At 52.4% G+C, this 15,872-nt stretch carries 16 protein-coding genes; 7 read left to right on the top strand and 9 right to left on the bottom strand.

Translation table 11 applies throughout. The features are described 5' to 3' along the window. The first annotated feature begins 4 nt into the window (after positions 1 to 4). The 3 genes from pstB (at position 5) to bioD (ending at position 3,992) form a co-directional block, all read left to right on the top strand. Positions 5 to 805 (top strand): phosphate ABC transporter ATP-binding protein PstB, encoded by an 801-nt coding sequence (gene pstB / locus NDI52_RS01190; RefSeq protein WP_242036023.1) that lies wholly within the window; start codon positions 5 to 7, stop codon positions 803 to 805. 469 nt (positions 806 to 1,274) lie between these two features. Then, on the top strand, positions 1,275 to 3,263 hold the full coding sequence (locus tag NDI52_RS01185; RefSeq protein ID WP_190772778.1) for a serine/threonine-protein kinase: 1,989 nt from the start codon (positions 1,275 to 1,277) through the stop codon (positions 3,261 to 3,263). Between the two features lie 36 nt (positions 3,264 to 3,299). After that, entirely contained in the window at positions 3,300 to 3,992 is a 693-nt protein-coding gene (bioD, locus tag NDI52_RS01180; protein WP_190772779.1) for a dethiobiotin synthase, read from the top strand. A gap of 166 nt (positions 3,993 to 4,158) precedes the next feature. Here bioD and gnd read toward each other — a convergent pair whose 3' ends face one another. Continuing rightward, positions 4,159 to 5,610 carry a decarboxylating NADP(+)-dependent phosphogluconate dehydrogenase gene (gene gnd, locus NDI52_RS01175; protein ID WP_190772780.1) on the bottom strand — a complete coding sequence of 484 codons (1,452 nt, stop codon included), beginning with the start codon at positions 5,608 to 5,610 and terminating at the stop codon, positions 4,159 to 4,161. A 981-nt stretch (positions 5,611 to 6,591) separates the two neighbouring features. Between gnd and NDI52_RS01170 the strand changes: the two genes are divergently transcribed. Beyond that, positions 6,592 to 6,891: a DUF4090 family protein gene (locus tag NDI52_RS01170; protein ID WP_190775613.1), complete on the top strand. Its 300-nt coding sequence runs from the start codon at positions 6,592 to 6,594 to the stop codon at positions 6,889 to 6,891. Positions 6,892 to 6,927: 36 nt separating this feature from the next. Continuing rightward, entirely contained in the window at positions 6,928 to 7,308 is a 381-nt protein-coding gene (locus NDI52_RS01165) for a hypothetical protein (protein WP_190775561.1), read from the top strand. A 652-nt stretch (positions 7,309 to 7,960) separates the two neighbouring features. Here the strand turns inward: NDI52_RS01165 and NDI52_RS01160 are convergent. Together NDI52_RS01160 and NDI52_RS01155 are read right to left on the bottom strand one after the other, a co-directional pair. Continuing rightward, positions 7,961 to 8,431 (bottom strand): hypothetical protein, encoded by a 471-nt coding sequence (locus tag NDI52_RS01160; RefSeq protein WP_190775562.1) that lies wholly within the window; start codon positions 8,429 to 8,431, stop codon positions 7,961 to 7,963. A gap of 9 nt (positions 8,432 to 8,440) precedes the next feature. After that, positions 8,441 to 8,845, bottom strand: a complete 405-nt coding sequence (locus NDI52_RS01155) for an NIL domain-containing protein (protein WP_190775563.1) — start codon at positions 8,843 to 8,845, stop codon at positions 8,441 to 8,443. 101 nt (positions 8,846 to 8,946) lie between these two features. Here NDI52_RS01155 and NDI52_RS01150 point away from each other — a divergent pair, with 101 nt between their 5' ends. After that, positions 8,947 to 9,540, top strand: a complete 594-nt coding sequence (locus NDI52_RS01150) for a thioredoxin domain-containing protein (RefSeq protein ID WP_190775564.1) — start codon at positions 8,947 to 8,949, stop codon at positions 9,538 to 9,540. An 80-nt stretch (positions 9,541 to 9,620) separates the two neighbouring features. Here the strand turns inward: NDI52_RS01150 and NDI52_RS01145 are convergent, their stop codons facing one another. Next, the gene (locus tag NDI52_RS01145; RefSeq protein ID WP_190775565.1) at positions 9,621 to 10,307 is read right to left on the bottom strand and encodes a pre-peptidase C-terminal domain-containing protein; all 687 of its coding nucleotides are present in this window, start codon (positions 10,305 to 10,307) and stop codon (positions 9,621 to 9,623) included. A gap of 283 nt (positions 10,308 to 10,590) precedes the next feature. Here NDI52_RS01145 and NDI52_RS01140 point away from each other — a divergent pair, with 283 nt between their 5' ends. Continuing rightward, entirely contained in the window at positions 10,591 to 11,457 is an 867-nt protein-coding gene (locus NDI52_RS01140) for a phosphatidate cytidylyltransferase (RefSeq protein WP_190775566.1), read from the top strand. Between the two features lie 144 nt (positions 11,458 to 11,601). On the opposite strand, the gene NDI52_RS01135 is transcribed toward NDI52_RS01140, so the two are convergent. From NDI52_RS01135 to NDI52_RS01115, 5 genes are all read right to left on the bottom strand, one after another. Further along, positions 11,602 to 12,270 (bottom strand): HAD-IA family hydrolase, encoded by a 669-nt coding sequence (locus tag NDI52_RS01135; protein ID WP_190775567.1) that lies wholly within the window; start codon positions 12,268 to 12,270, stop codon positions 11,602 to 11,604. Positions 12,271 to 12,376: 106 nt separating this feature from the next. Continuing rightward, complete coding sequence (locus NDI52_RS01130; protein ID WP_190775568.1) at positions 12,377 to 13,138, bottom strand: MinD/ParA family protein; 762 nt, start codon at positions 13,136 to 13,138, stop codon at positions 12,377 to 12,379. 317 nt (positions 13,139 to 13,455) lie between these two features. Beyond that, a complete protein-coding gene (locus NDI52_RS01125) occupies positions 13,456 to 14,604 on the bottom strand; it encodes a peptidoglycan DD-metalloendopeptidase family protein (protein ID WP_347280091.1) in 1,149 nt (382 codons plus the stop codon). Next, positions 14,592 to 15,215, bottom strand: coding sequence for a LysE family transporter (locus NDI52_RS01120; RefSeq protein WP_190775570.1), 624 nt, complete (start codon positions 15,213 to 15,215; stop codon positions 14,592 to 14,594). Before NDI52_RS01120 ends, NDI52_RS01125 begins: the two co-directional genes overlap by 13 nt. 83 nt (positions 15,216 to 15,298) lie before the next feature. Beyond that, the gene (locus NDI52_RS01115) at positions 15,299 to 15,766 is read right to left on the bottom strand and encodes an Lrp/AsnC family transcriptional regulator (protein ID WP_190775571.1); all 468 of its coding nucleotides are present in this window, start codon (positions 15,764 to 15,766) and stop codon (positions 15,299 to 15,301) included. Positions 15,767 to 15,872 lie beyond the last annotated feature (106 nt).

Here is a 15,872-nt window from a genome sequence, read left to right as displayed (position 1 = left end):
CCTCATGCAGTCAAATACTATGATTGGTACGGATCTGACATTTCGTGTTGAGCGGGCAAATTACTACTATGGCCCGGTCCTGGCAGTCAAGGACGTATTCTTAGAGGTTCCCGAACGAAAAATTACGGCGTTCATTGGCCCCTCGGGCTGTGGCAAAAGTACGGTACTTCGCTGCTTTAACCGCCTCAACGATTTGATTCCCGGTGCTCGAGTCGAGGGCAAGATCTCGTTCCGGGGTACCAACATTTATGACTCGAGAGTGGATGCAACAGAGTTGCGTCGCCGGGTTGGAATGGTGTTTCAGAAGTCAAACCCCTTCCCTAAGTCGATCTACGAAAATATTGCCTTTGGTGCCCGCATTAATGGCTACAAGGGCAACATGGACGACTTGGTAGAGCGGGCTCTGCGGGGAGCTGCTCTGTGGGACGAAGTGAAGGATAAGCTGAAGGCCAGTGGTCTGTCTTTGTCGGGTGGTCAACAGCAGCGCTTGTGTATTGCGCGGGCGATCGCCATCGAACCCGAAGTTCTTCTGATGGACGAACCCTGCTCGGCCCTCGACCCGATCTCCACCCTGCAAATTGAAGACTTGATGCAGGAGTTGAAGACCAACTACACCATCATCATCGTGACCCACAACATGCAGCAGGCCGCACGGGTATCCGATATGACGGCCTTCTTTAACGCTCAGCAGAATGATAAGGGTGGCAAGCAAGGCTACCTGGTCGAGTATGCTCCTACCGAAACAATCTTTAACCACCCGGCACAGCAGGCCACGAAGGATTATGTGAGCGGCCGTTTCGGCTAAACCACTGGGTGAGGTTGAGCAACTCTCTTCGAAAGGGTAAAGCCAACCAGCATCCAATCGCTTTTGTTGGGAGTAGGACAGGTTTGTGTCTAAAACCGTCATCCCCTGGCATCGGTGAAAGACTGTTTTCCAAGGACGTTTCAAAGATTTTTGCCTGTGCTTCTTTTGGGGGTACGGGCCATTTTCGTTAATCCCTATAGGGCGCATTAGAGCTGTGCCAGCTGACTCCAATCCAGTCAACGCAACTTCATGGCGGGAGCTTTGAGGAGAGTAAATGGAGGCTGTTAGCCAAAATCTTGACTGGCTCTGACGGTGTCCCAGGGGCCGCTTCAAGGCGCTAAACTGTGGACTATTGTCTTCTAAGCGTTCAGGTACAACGGCAGAAATCAACATCAAACGTCCGTAACGGTGGGATGGGGTGCTGTAGTTACTGAGGTTTAGTGGCGAGCAGTGTTTTCGGATGGGCCTTATGCAACCTTCCCTGTCGGCTGGAGTAACTCTTCAAAATCGTTATCGCCTTCTAGGCATTTTGGGGCAGGGCGGGTTTGGCCGTACCTATCTTGGGGAGGACTTAGGCCGCTTCAATGAGCGATGTGCCATTAAAGAATTTATTCCTCTCCAGACGGGGGATAGCGCGATGGCGAAGTCTCGGGAGCTGTTTCGCCGAGAAGCCGAAATTCTTTACCAAATTTCCCATCCCCAGATTCCTCAGTTTCGCGCCACCTTTGAGGAAAACCAGCGCCTGTTTATCGTGCAGGACTATGTGGCCGGAAAAACCTACCGAGAATTGTTGAACGAGCGGCAATCACAGGGCATGGCCTTCTCCGAATCGGAAGGGTTGCAACTGCTGCGGCAACTCTTGCCTGTACTGGCTCACATTCATGCTCGAGGCATTATCCATCGCGATATTGCGCCGGACAATATTATTCTGCGGCAATCTGATTATCAGCCGGTGTTGATTGACTTTGGGGTGGTGAAGGCGATCGCCACTCAAATTCAACTCCAGGGCAGCACCGGGCAGTCTAACGTCACTACCGTTGGCAAGCTGGGTTATGCCCCCAGCGAGCAAATGCAGACTGGGCGGGCTTACCCCAACAGCGACCTGTATGCTTTAGCCGTGACCGTTGTGGTCTTAATGACCGGGCATGAGCCCCAGGATCTCTACGATGACATCAGTTTGACCTGGCACTGGCAGCGCTACGTCCAGGTCAACCCCAACTTTGCGGGGATTCTGAATAAAATGCTGAGCTATCGGCCGGGCGATCGCTATCAATCCGTTGCCGAAGTGGCCAAAGCTTTACAAGACATTGGCGCTTCTCCTATAGGGCAGACCGCAGCGCCTCCTACGGCCCCAGCCACTTATCCGGCAGCCGTGCCCCAGCACACCCTGCCTCCCCTACCCAACCCAGCCGCCCAAGCTCCTGATCTATCGCACATGCAGACAGTGGCCGTAGGCCGTCGGGCTGTTCCGTCCCCAACGGGCATGGACCCAAACGCATCCCGCTCCCGTCGCGCGGCTTATCCACAAACGGCTCAAGTGCCAGGGGTCCAAACACAACGGAGTATGTGGGACAACCCCCTATCGGTGATTGGGATGGGGTTAGGGCTGGCCCTCATTACAGGCATTGCCTCCTGGGCTGTGGTCAGTGCATTGATGAATTTGCAGGCTTCCAGGCCAGACCCTACACCCACCGTGACAGCGACTCCCACAGTCATTCCCACCGCTTCTGCGACCCCCTCTCCCAGCCCAACGGATAGCCCCTCCCCAGACGACGAGCCTGTGGTATTTGACCAACGGGTTAATCTGGAAGCGGATTCCCGTTCAACCCTACGGGGCACCTTACGAGCCAACCAGGCGATCAACTACATCGTTTCTCTGGATGCAGGGGACTCCCTCGCAGCTCTTCTGGAGGCAGACAACATGGTGATGAGTGTGCTGGATGCCAACCAGGATCCTTTAGATGGCCCCACGGTAGATGTAACCCGGTGGCAGGACACGGTCAATGAAGCCGGGGACTACATTCTTCAACTAAGGCCAACGGGGAATGCCGATCGCGTAGATTATGCCCTGAACCTGCGGCGTGAAGCCACGATTCCCAACCCACCCCCTGATGAACCGGATGAACCCGATGAGCCCGACGATCCCAGTCCTTCTCCCGACCCGGATGTTAGTCAGGAAACGATTAGCGTGAGCCCGGGTAGTAGCACGGAGGTGACAGGGCAGGTGCAGAGCGATCGCATCCAACGCTACTTAGTAGCCCTCTCTCCTGGGCAGGTCCTGAAAGTGGATGTGCTTCAAGGCGACGTATCGATTAACCTGCGAGAACCAGCCGGGCAGTCTACCGGGCAGGTGAGCGGTAGCAGTGGGCAGGTTGAAGCAGCAACCCGTGGCTATTATCAAATTGATGTGTCTGGCAACCAAGTTGTTAACTTCGCGCTGCGGGTTGAGGTTCAATAAGGTTAGAGGATGTCGTTTTAATCCAGGAGCTTTGACTTGAACGCGCTGTTGATCGCAGGAACCGATTGCCAGGTCGGCAAGACCGTTTTGACATCCGCTCTCGCTGCTTACTGGCAGAGTTACTATGCTGGGCGATCGCTCGGCATTTTTAAGCCAGTGCAGGCAGGTGGAGGCGATCGCGACCTCTATCAACGGCTCTTTTCCCTACCTCAAACCCTTCAGGAAATTAGCCCTGCATACTTTGATGCCCCCATTGCCCCACCGCTGGCTGCCCATCAGGTCGGGCAACGCGTAGATCTGGCTCTGATTTGGAATACGTTTGAGAACTTAGCCAGTCAAAAGGATTGGGTGCTGATCGAAGCCTTCGGTGGATTGGGCTCCCCCCTGACGGACGATAGTACCGTTGCTGACTTGGCCTGGGATTGGCGCTTACCCACGGTGTTAGTGGTGCCGGTGCGAGTGGGGTGTATTGGACAGGCGATCGCCCATGCAGCCCTGGCTCGTGAATGTCGCATTCACCTGAAGGGCATTGTGCTCAATTGCGTTGAACCCTGTAGCCCCGAAGAAGCAGAGCAATGGGCCCCCATCCGGTTAATTCAGAAACTCAGCGGGGTACCCATTTTGGGAACCATTCCGCATCTAGAAGACACTACCAACCTCAACAAGTTAGCCCATGTGGCTTCTAACCTTGAGTTGGAGCGGCTGATTCCTCTGAGTCTCTGGCAGTAACCGTTGGTTTCGAGCCATTACACCTCCTACATAAATCGGTTCTTGAGGGCAATAATTCATGCAGGAGGTCTATTGTTTTCGAACCGTTGTTTCCAAACATGCAGAAGCGCCCGATGCCTAGAGCACCGGGCGCTTTTCACGACATAATCCCCAGCTAGAGCTTCAACTAAACTCTGGAGGGCTCGGGAGGAGTGGGCACCTCAGGGGCATCCCAATCCGTGTGGAAGAACTGGCCTCGAGGCTGATCCACACGCTCATAGGTGTGAGCCCCGAAGTAATCGCGCTGCGCCTGGGTCAGGTTTTGCGGTAGAACTGCACGACGGTAGCTGTCGAAGTAATCCAATGACGCACTAAAGGCGGGAACGGGGATACCGTAACGGGCCGCGTAGGTAATAACCTCGCGCCATGCTCCTTGCCGATCCAGAATGGTCTGTTTAAACTCGGGAGCCAGCAGCAGGTTGGGTAGATTCGGGTCTTGCTGGAACGCATCCTTAATCTTGTTCAAGAAGCGAGCTCGGATAATACAACCCCCTTTCCAGATGCGAGAAATTTCGCTCAGGTTGAGGTTGTAGTTGAACTCTTTGGAAGCCCGACTGAGCAGCGCCATTCCCTGGGCGTAAGAGCAGATCTTCGAACAATAGAGGGCATCCCGTACCTGGTCCACAAAGGTCTGGATGTCACTGTCCAACCGGCCCGATGGCCCGGTGAGCTGCTTCGATGCCATCACCCGCTCTTCCTTGATAGAAGACATGATGCGGCCATTCACCGCTGCAATGATGGTAGGAATTCCAACCCCTAAATCCAAAGCTGTTTCTACCGTCCATCGTCCGGTACCCTTCTGACCGGCAGCGTCTACGATCATATCCACCAGGGGAGCCCCAGTCTGAGGATCGTACTTGCGGAAAATATCAGCGGTAATTTCAATCAGGTAAGAGTCCAACTCATCGGTGGTGTTCCACTCGGAGAAGACATCATGAAGTTGGGCGGCTGAGAGCCCACCGACGTTTTTCAGCAGATCGTACGCTTCAGCAATCAACTGCATGTCGCCATACTCAATGCCGTTGTGCACCATTTTGACGTAGTGACCAGAGCCACCAGGGCCGATGTAGGTGACGCAAGGGCCATCGTCGACCTGGGCCGCAATCTTGGTGACAATGGGTTCAACCGCTTCATAAGCCGCAGCTGTGCCACCGGGCATCAGACTGGGGCCATTCAACGCACCGGTCTCACCACCACTAACCCCCATGCCCATAAAGCGCAGGCCAGTGGATTCCAACTGTTGCACTCGTCGTTCGGTGTCTGTATAGAGGGAGTTGCCTCCATCGATGATCATGTCACCTTCGTCCAGCATCGGTTTGAGCTGGTCAATCACCGCATCAACGGGACCACCCGCTTTCACCATCACCAGAATTTTTCGGGGACGTTCCAACGACTGGACAAATTCTTCAAGGGAATAAGCGGCTTTAACGTTTTTACCCTGTGCACGGGTCGCGGCAAACTTTTCGGTAACACTTGCCGTCCGGTTATAGACAGCGATGGGAAAACCATTGCGTTCAATGTTGAGGGCCAGGTTTTCGCCCATCACGGCCAAACCAATCAGACCAAAACTGTATGTCATAAGACCTGCCTGTGTGTCTATGGCTGAGCAATTCTGAACAACACCGGGGCTGAGAGCATTCTGTCTAGGATGACAAACAATCCCTGCTTATCCAGGTCAACCCTGGCCAATGGCGCGGCTGCAATCCTCAGGGTTGTCTTTATCAGAGTAGACAACTTTTCTCGATAAACTCGTCTACCCAAAGATTTTCTTTATGCCTGACCGCGATTTTGGTCAAGAGCTTCCGGGGATCACCTTTACAATCCGTAATATTGTCACCGTTATGTAGTGAAAGTGACGTTGAGGAAAGGAGGCGAGGCTTCATACACGTCCTCTCTCTGGCCAAGAGTGAGGCGAAAGGGCTCTCCGTAATTCTTCCAGCGCTCCTGGTCCGAAACTTAGGACACGCTGGATAGAGGAAAAATTAAGCGACAGCTCCAGACAATGAAAATACAGCTTGAGATGCATGGCAACCTGCCTGGTCTGATTGGGGGCTGAGTTCACTAATACAATATGACCAAAAAATTTATGCCTTATGGGGTAGAAGGTTTAATCACAAATTCAATCTCCCCAGCGGGTATAGAGGTGCAGGTTAAATCACCGAGTACGCCTATCTCAACATAGGCAAGCTCATAGTGCTGAGTATTAGGAGCAAATAAGGGGGAGGAGGGCGATCGCCCTCCTCCCCCTTATATACCCAAGAAACTGTGAATTGCTTGAGAGAACATACAGAGCCTTTTGCAAACTGCCTTCCAGGGCAATTCACTTCAATTCGGCTTGATCCCAGCAATTCTCAGTATGGGCATCAAAGCCAAGAGTTCACGCCCTACGGGCGTGAACTCTTGGCTTTGATGCCCGAAAACCGCGCGCCAAAGGCGCGCGGTTTTCGGGCCTGATTTCAAAATGAGAATTGCTGGCTTGATCCCGACGAGAGAAGGTTGGGAGCGATCGCACAATATAATGAGGGGCGTACTTTTGATTGATCAGGTTGGTATCGCGGGCATGTCTGATGTAACGAATGCAAATGATTTGGTGGGTGCGGATGCGGTGGATACAGCGATCGCCCAGGGAATCGATTTTGATGGCACCCCCATCCCTGCCGAAAAGTTGAACTTATATAACAAAGTTATGGGTCTGGAGGCCGGACGGCAACGCAGCGGGGTGAGCAATACAATGCGCTCACGCATTGTCCGCATTGGGGCCAAGCACATTGCTCAAGATGAGCTCAATCAAATGTTACAGAATGCGGGGTTCGCACCCCTCAAAGATAAAGAAATCGCATTCTATTATGGGGGGAAGTGATAAGCCTTAAGGCGTAGTTCCCAAATCCCTTTTCACATGATTGATTTTGCCAGCTTGTTCGATTTTTCCCGGCAGCATTGTGTAGCGATCTGTGCGGTTCTGGTGCCAGCAAATTTGCTCGCGACTTTTCAAACCCTCCTTTTTACGGGGCTTCATCGTCCTGCCAGCAGCCGCCATTGGATTACTCTGGCCGCTAGCACCTATGCCCTCTTGATGCTGCTGCATGTCATGACCTGGTATGTGATTGGGGTAGTGATGGCTCCGACCTTCATCTTGATGGGGTTAGGGCTGTTTTGTATCACCGTGAATGGATGGGCGATCGCCCGTCCCCAGAGTCTAGAAGCCTTCCTCCGTTCACTGGTGCTGTTTATTTCCCACCGAGTACGCCAATGGAACCGACTGAAACCTCAAACTTAATTCTGGGCGGAGTGGCGATCGCCATCCTTCTGTGTGGATTTCTGATGATGTTCACAACGATCTTTACAACCCGCAGTCGATAAAAAACAGTTAAAGAGGTTGACGTTTTGAGTCTTCTAAAGACGAAAAATCAACCTCTTTCAATAGACCTCCTGCATGAATCGATTTGTGAGAGCGTGAATCGTTGCGCCGCGCAGCCGCGCAACGATTCACGCAGGATGTCTAATATGTATGTGCATTAAATGCAAAAAGTGTCCCGCTGCCTGCGACGGCGGGACACGGACAGTTAAACACCGATTTCAGTGTGAAATATCTATCTCCCGTCATCCCGATAGATGTGACGCTTTCTCAAACGTCCATATACCCCTTTCCTGTGTTTTACTCAACAGGATTTACGCATTTATGTTGTAGTTGAGGCGCGGAGCACCTTAACTACAACATAAATGCGTAACCCGAATTCGGATTACGGGCGTTTTTGAGTGCCGCGCAACGTGCGGCACTCCGAAATGGCACTTCAGCTTATTCACTTGCTCGAACTCATGAGCAGTTGGTGTATCAAAAAACGTAACCCGGAGTGGAAGAAAGGGCGATCGCCCTAAGCTTTAAACATCACTCCTTATGCGCCGCGCAGCTCCTCCGGGGGCTGCGATTTTTATGCAAACCAACCCAGGTGAAGGATAGCTTCCTCGATAGCCTGGCGAGCTGACCATCCTACAGCCAGTCCCAGTGCCGAGGTAAGAGTCATGAATAGCAACGCCTGCCACTGGTTTAAGCCAGCATTCTGAAGGTCAAGCCGGGCCAGGACTTCGGCGGCGGCTACAAGTACAAAGTACTCAAAGACGTGGTACCACATCAACGCCAATGTCACGGAGAAAGCCGCAACCATGACAACCGAAAAATATCCCAGGTCAGACTCCAGCCAATTCTTTAAGAAGGTGCGAAATCCGCGAGAGAATGTCGTCAGCAACAAGGCCTGAAACAGCGCGAATACGGCTACGAGAATCCACACAAATCGGGGTGCCGTAATTCGGTATAAAAACCAGCTCAAGACGCTATAGGCTGACATCAAAAGAACCATTGAGGTCAGGAGAGAACGCACTGGAGAGGGGCGAGAGGAAGCCATAGTTTCTCGTTACAAGTTGGTAGAAATGGCATCAACTGGGCAGGTAGGGATGCACTGTTCACAGACAATGCATCGCGATCGCGTAAACATCAGCTTAAAGGTTGTGGGGTCCAGGCTCAGAGCTTCTGTTGGACAGACTCCCGTACAAAGCCCACAGTGAACGCAGACGTCTTCTGCAATTAAGATTTCACGGCTGGCTGTAGAAATGCCGATATCCTGCGATCGCAACCACTCCAAGGCCGCGTCCAACTGATCAATATCACCCGACAGCTCAACCACCAGGGTACCCACCTGGTTGGGAGCAACCTGGGCCCGAATAATATTGGCTGCTACATTAAAATCCTTTGCCAGCCGGTAAGTGACGGGCATGTGCACAGAGCGTTTAGGAAACGTGAGAGTGACGCGTTTTTTCACAGGAAAGCCTTGGGGGTGAGTTCCGCTAGACTGGGAAAGAGGGGCCGTGTGGCCCAGCTTGATGAATCTACCTAAATTTTAGGCGCATCTTTGCGACGCATATGACCCTGAATTCCCCAAATCCTTCCTCTGCTGAACCCACCACGACCTCAATGGCCGGGCGGGTGCGTAACTTCTTAATTGCCCTGGTGGCGATCGCCCTGAGCGCCGCTATTTTTCTAGGCCTTCAAACTGAGTCGGGCTCCTCTTCCTTGACCGCTCAAGCAGAGGCATCCACCCCTCTTGATATGGCCCTGAGTAATGGCAAACCAACCTTGATGGAGTTCTATGCCAACTGGTGTACCAGCTGCCAGGCTATGGCTCCCGACATGGAAGCCTTGAAGCAGGAGTATGGCGAACGCATCAATTTCGTCATGCTCAATGTAGACAATGACAAGTGGCTGCCAGAGCTGATGCGGTATCGGGTGGATGGCATTCCTCATTTTGTATTTTTGAAGCCGGATGGGGGAGCGATCGCCAGCATTATCGGGGAGCAACCACGCCCCATTCTGGCGGCTAATTTAGATGCTCTGGCAGCCGGTAGCGACTTACCCTTCGTACCCCGCCAGGGACAGGTTTCCCAGCTGGAGGCAGCGTCCAACCGCAACCCGGTTCAGGATGATCCTCGCAGCCACGGAGCACAAGTGGTCAATTAACGGCATAGCTGTTTAATCCCCTTATGGAAAGCGGGCAGTGCTGAGCACCGCCCGCTTTCCATAAGGAAATTTAAGCGAATTTAGAGCCCACCAGCGGCCGATTGTTCCAGGTAGGAAGCTTGTTCCCGTAGCATTTGAGCCATTTCTGTATTACCTTGCTGAGCATAGAGATCAGCAGCACGGTTGTAGTTGGCGACAATGTTGCGGGCTTCCTCTGGGCGGAGTCGGGTGGCTTCCGTGTAGAGCGCATCGGCCATATCTAAATAGGCAACTGGCTGGTTGGGATCTGCCTGGGTAGCTTCACGAAAAGCATCGATCGCCCCCAAGAAATTACCAGACTGAACAAGGTTAACCCCGCGTGCATACGCCTCATCGTAAGCCGTAGCGGGACGCACATTCACCGTGTAGCTACCCGCTTGACCGTAGGAAGAACGGGCTAAAATTTTGTAAGCTCCCGTGCTGGGCAAGGTGATGATAATGGTGGGGTTTTGGCTGCGGGCGTAGTCTTCGTTGGTGGCCAGTTCTGTGCCGTTAGGAGACAGCAAGGTCAACGCCCCGTCAAACTCGGTGCTGGTGAGGCTAATAGCAACTCGTTGCCCCGCTGTGCCGTTGTAAACATGCTCGCCCTGGAGAGAGCGGAGACTTCCCTCCCGCTCCAGAATAGGAGTTTGAGCTAGGGCCGCTGAGGAAAAGCATGCACTTCCAGCAAGGGTGGCGATCGCCCCCATTACACCAAGGGCACGGAGCGGCAACATCATTCGAGTCATAAAATCTCCCTAAAAATTGAAAATATCTGGCCACAGCCACATCCCCTACGAATCTCTCCAGATGTCGCCCCGGTCAGTGTTCTTTCACACTATGATTCAAAGCAAGATGGCCTGTTTCCTGATAACTCTATCGTTTGTTTTTCAGGCAAACAAAAAAATCTTGAGTGACCCGGAAAACATCGCAAGGATTAACCCGCCTTTAATATATAGTTTGAGAGGGTTCTAGCCGTTCGTCACCCTCATCTAATTCATCTTCATCTACTTTATTTAGCTCAGTCTAGCCATGCCCCTCCCCCGTGTTCTCAGTGCCATTGTTGCCATTATTCTTGCCGTGGGGATGACGACCCTGGGGGGTTGGTATTACACCGTTGGAATTGCGCTGCTGGTCTACTTAGGGCAGTTGGAGTTTTTTCAGTTGGTCCGGGCAAAAGACATTGTCCCTGCAGCCAAGACAACCCTGGTTGTCAGTCAGGTGTTGCTCGTGATTTCCACTGCGGTCCCTGGCCTGGCAGATGCTGTCGTTCCTGTAGCAGGGACGTTTATCTGCTTTTATCTTCTGTTTCAGCCCAAGCTCGCAACGATTGCAGACATCTCTACCTCAATTTTGGGGCTGTTTTATGGGGGATACTTGCCGAGCTATTGGGTGCGATTGCGATTGCTCGGTCAGGACGATGTGGCAAACCTGCCTCTCAGTGGTTATTGGCCTGGCAATCTGGATCTCCGGCATATGCCTATGGGCTTGACTGCAACGCTACTGGCCTTTGGCTGCATTTGGGCGGCTGATATTGGAGCCTATGTGTTTGGCAAATTTTTTGGCCGTACCCGTCTCTCCAACATTAGCCCTAAGAAGACAGTCGAGGGAGCAGTTTTTGGGGTGATGGGCAGTGTTACGGTAGGGGCGTTTGGTTCATGGTGGCTAGATTGGGGTGGTTTTCCTCTCACAGGCATGGCTCTGGGGCTGCTTATTGGCATTGCTAGCCTACTGGGAGATTTAACAGAGTCCATGATGAAGCGGGATGCTGGGGTAAAAGACTCTGGACAACTTATCCCAGGGCACGGTGGAATTTTGGATCGAGCCGATAGCTATGTCTTTACGGCACCACTGGTGTATTACTTTGTGACACTACTGGTGCCACTTTTGCCCTCTTAAACAAAGGTTGAAGTGCCCATTTTGGTGTGCTTCGCGCACCAAAATGGGCGTTTTCGAGTACCGTGCAGCACTTGAAAACGCCCTTAACCTGAACTCAGGTTGCACCGTAAGGCTGAGTCTCACTGTGCAATGTTGATGAAAGTTTTAGCGAAGCAACAGACTATACCGTTGTTCCAATAACTCTGCCAGACGTGGGTCAGTAAAGTCAGGAATAACCAGGGTAGGGTTAAGGGTTTCTAGATAGTCAGCAGGGTGGCCACTGGCGATCGCCACTGTTGCAATGCCCGCTGCGACTGCCGACTTGATTCCCGATGGAGAGTCTTCAAACACAAGTGCTTCCTCAGGGGCGACTCCGACTCGTTGCAAGGCAGTCTGATACGGCAGCGGATCAGGTTTCCCACGGGGTAATTCCTCCGCAAGCACCACGATAGGAAAAAGGTCTATCCATCCCAGCACTTGCAGCATAAAGTGTGCGTTTTCACGGGGAGCATTGGTGACGATCGCCCGCCCTAAATCCTGAGCTTGCATCCACTCAATCACCTGCGACGACCCTGCCAAAGGTTGTAAATTTCGGGCGCGCTCCCGAAAGGTTGCTTCTTTCAAGTTACTCAGTTTCTGCCGCTCGGTTGCATTTAGATGGGGAAGCAGATCCTGCAAAATCTGATCGTTCAAGCGCCCACTGATGTGCGTGTTATAAAAACCTTCATCCATGGCAATGCCATGGTCTTGCAGAATGGCCTGCCAGGTCACATAATGCACCGGATCTGAGTGAGTCAGGGTGCCGTCAAGATCAAAGAGGAGAGCTTTCAGCATGGTGAAACAGTAGCCTGTGATTTTTTAGCGTAGCGACACCGCCGCCACGCTAAAAAATCACGGATAGAAGAGTTGTTGATACACTTCACGCGCAAACAGCAACCGTTTAATGAATAACCTCTTGGGCAATACCCTCAATCACCCGAGAAAGAGAGTTTTCGGGATACTTCAGCGAGAAGATGCCACTGCTGGCTAGCACCATCATTTCATCGGAGTGGGGCAAAATTCCTGCAACATGGCTTCCATAGGTTTCTTCAACCCGCACCTTGAGCTGGTCAAAATCAAACACCGTAGGAGCTTTATTAACTACCATCAGCAGTTTGGGTACCTCCAGCTTACGGGCCACATCGACCGTTACTGCAGTCCCCTGATAGTCTTGCTGGTCAGGGCGCAGGATCAGAACCAGTACGTCAGAAATCGTGATGGAAAGGAGGGTTTCTTCGTTGAGACCGGGATGGGTATCGATGAGCAAGTAATCTAGATCAAGTTCTTCAATCAGTTCCTGAAATCCTTCATTCAGGAGACCAACGTCGTAGCCTTCCCGTAGAACCCGAGCAATCTCTCCGGCCTTGACACTAGAGGGCACCAGAAAGACTTTGCTGTCATTGGTACCGCGACCTTCCAAAACATGGGTGACGTCATAAGCCACTTCGGCAATGCTCCGCCGCCCCCACAGGTAATCGTTGAGAGACTTGGTAATACTATCCTCGTCAAAACCAAACAGGACATGGATTCCGGGAGATTGAATGTCTGTATCCACAATACAAACCCGGTTTCCCATCCGTGCGATGGTGGCTGCCAGATTAGCAGTTGTATTCGATTTGCCGGTGCCGCCTCGGTAGGAATGGATTGAGACGATCTTGGCCATGACATACCTCCAAACGCAGGGCTATTCATAAGGGGAGCAGTATTGCTCTATCATGCAGCGACTGTAACCCAGATATCCTCGCATGATTGATCATCCAGGGGTCAGGGTACTAGATTCAGGAGCTGCGACAGAGGCGCAATGCTAGAGATACTAAGGGGGAACGGCATTTTGAGCAACTCTTTGAGCGGAGATTTGCTCTCTAGCAAGAATTAACCCAAAACGACTGCCAGTGCCTGATCAATTGCGGTGCCCCCAACACTTAAATTTAAAATCTTTTGTAGAGGCAAATATCCTTCAAAAAATTTCTTGGCAGGTTACTACAGATATTCGAGGGGGTTCACGGGTTCGCCATTGCGACGCACCTCAAAATGTAAGTGAGGCCCAGTGGAAAGGCCCGTGGAGCCCACAGCGGCGATCGCCTGCCCCCGTTCAACCGATTGCCCCTCCTGCACAAATACACGACTGGCATGGCCATAGAGTGTTGTTAGGCTGTCACCATGATCGATAATCACAGCGCGGCCATAGCCGCCGTACCACCCAGCAAAAATAACCGTTCCCCGGTCTGCTGAGTAGATAGTACTTCCATAGGCCGCTCCAAAGTCTACGCCAGCATGGAAGCGGCGGTAACCCAGGATGGGATGAACACGATATCCAAAGCCACTGGTCAGGGGGGCACTACAGGGGAGACTAAAGATCCCAGTACCCCGTACTCTCAAACGGCTGCCAGCCGCCAGGCTGAGCCGTTGGCGAATCAGACCCGCAATGTTATTTGAATCGCGTTCCAGTTGATTCTCGGCAACCTCCAGGGCCTTGCGATCCTGGTTTAAGCGATTCACCAACTGTTCCTGAGTTTTGGCTTGTGCTTCGAATACGGCTTTACGGGCCAGGAGTTGCTGACTAATCAGTGCAATTTCATTCTTTTGCTGCTCAACCGCAGCATGGCGGCGATTGATGTCCTCGGCAATGGTTTTGAGATGATCTAGAAAATCCCGGTCAGACTTGTAAACCCGTCGCAGTTGCGATCGCCGCTCCAAAAACTCATTAATATTCTGGCTATTTAACAGCACAGCCCAACCCTGGCTTCCCTGCTGTCGTTGCAGGAATTGTAGCCGGGCGACCGTCGCGGTTTGTTGCTTCTGGAACTGGTCTTCAGCTTTTGCCAGTTCTGCTTCAAGGGCTTTCAGACGGGCTTCGGCAGCTTTGAGTTGTTGCTCGTTTCGGCGCACCTCATCGGCTGTCGTTTTGATCTGATCTTGCAACCCATCCAATCGATTTTTTGCCGACTTCTCTTGTTGCAGGAGCTGGTTACGCTCGCGCTCCAGACGCTGGCGCTGTTGGTCAATCTCCTGGCGTTGTTGCCGTAACTCATCGATCGATTGGTTAGCCTGAGCAACTTCTATGGTTTGGGCAGGGAGTGCAAAGGCGGGAACAGCTCCTAACCAGACACCGCAAACTACGACCCCCACGCCGATGAGAGCAAGGCAACGATGCCAAACGCTGTAATGATAATTCCGGAACCTCTGTTGAGCCATTGCAAGTGGCGAGCCGTAAGCCGAGTTTTGAACAAACTAACCCCTGAACTAAGAAGCAGCCACCAGAGGGCTGACCCCAGAAACACCCCAAACACAAGGACAAGCGCCGTGGTGCGATCGCCCGCCGCTGTCGCCAACCCCAACCCTGCAAATACTGCTACAAACGACAAAATAGTTGCCGGGTTGGTTAAGGTTAACACCAGGGTGGAGCCATACACTCTCCAGAGAGTATCGCCTTGAGCAGAGACCGCTTGCTCCGCTGGTTTGGAACGGAATGTGCAAACCCCCAGGTAGATCAGGAAGATCCCGCCCACCAGACGAAACCAGAAAACCTGCTGCATCAAGATAGCAGAAATTATAGTCAATCCGAAGGCCGCGATCGCACCATATATAGCGTCAGCCGTAGCCGCCCCCAATCCCGATAGCAACCCGGCAATCTGACCGCGCGCGAGGGTTCGCTGAATACACAGCAAACCAATCGGGCCCACGGGGACGGCGATCGAAAACCCAATAACGAAACCCCGCAAGAAAAAATTAGTATCCATGGTTTTCTCCATCTTCCTGGCAGACCCAGGGCGTTTTCGAGGAGTTGGTTTTTCATCCCGACAGGTACGAAAAACCAACTCCTCTAGGATTCGGGAAGGGGTAAGGGGATTTGGGGAGTTTCCTTAACTGTGGAAAGAGCGATTGTGGTACGAGTGCGTAAAACCCCACGAACCTGCTTAATCTGATCACTAATAATTTGCTCTAGATGGCGCGTGTGACGGCACCGTACTTTAAGCCAGTAATCATCCTCGCCAGCCATGTGGTGGCATTCCTGAATTTCAGGCATTTGTTGCACCACCATCAGGAATTCAGCTCGGTGCTCAGGCCGCTCCAGGGTGACCGCTACATACGCCAACAAATCCATTCCAACAGCAGGAGCATTAACCAGAGCAGCATAGCCCTGAATCACCCCTCGCTCCTCCAGACGACGGACCCGATCCGCCGCGGCTGGAGCCGAAAGCTGTAAAACACCAGCCAAATCAGACCAGGTCATCCGCCCCTGCCCCATCAACTGTTCAACGACTTTATAATCTAAAGAATCTAGGCTCATGGCTTAACTTTATAAGGTAAATTGGCGTTTTAAAGCTAGATAGACAACATTTTTTCTAAGTAGATGGCGATCGCTCAAAAGAAATGCCAATCTGGAAGGGAACCTC

The sequence above is a fragment of the Leptolyngbya sp. PL-A3 genome (assembly GCF_039962325.1).
Classification (GTDB): Bacteria; Cyanobacteriota; Cyanobacteriia; order Elainellales; family Elainellaceae; genus Vacuolonema.
This window is presented reverse-complemented; position numbering and strand designations above follow the sequence as displayed.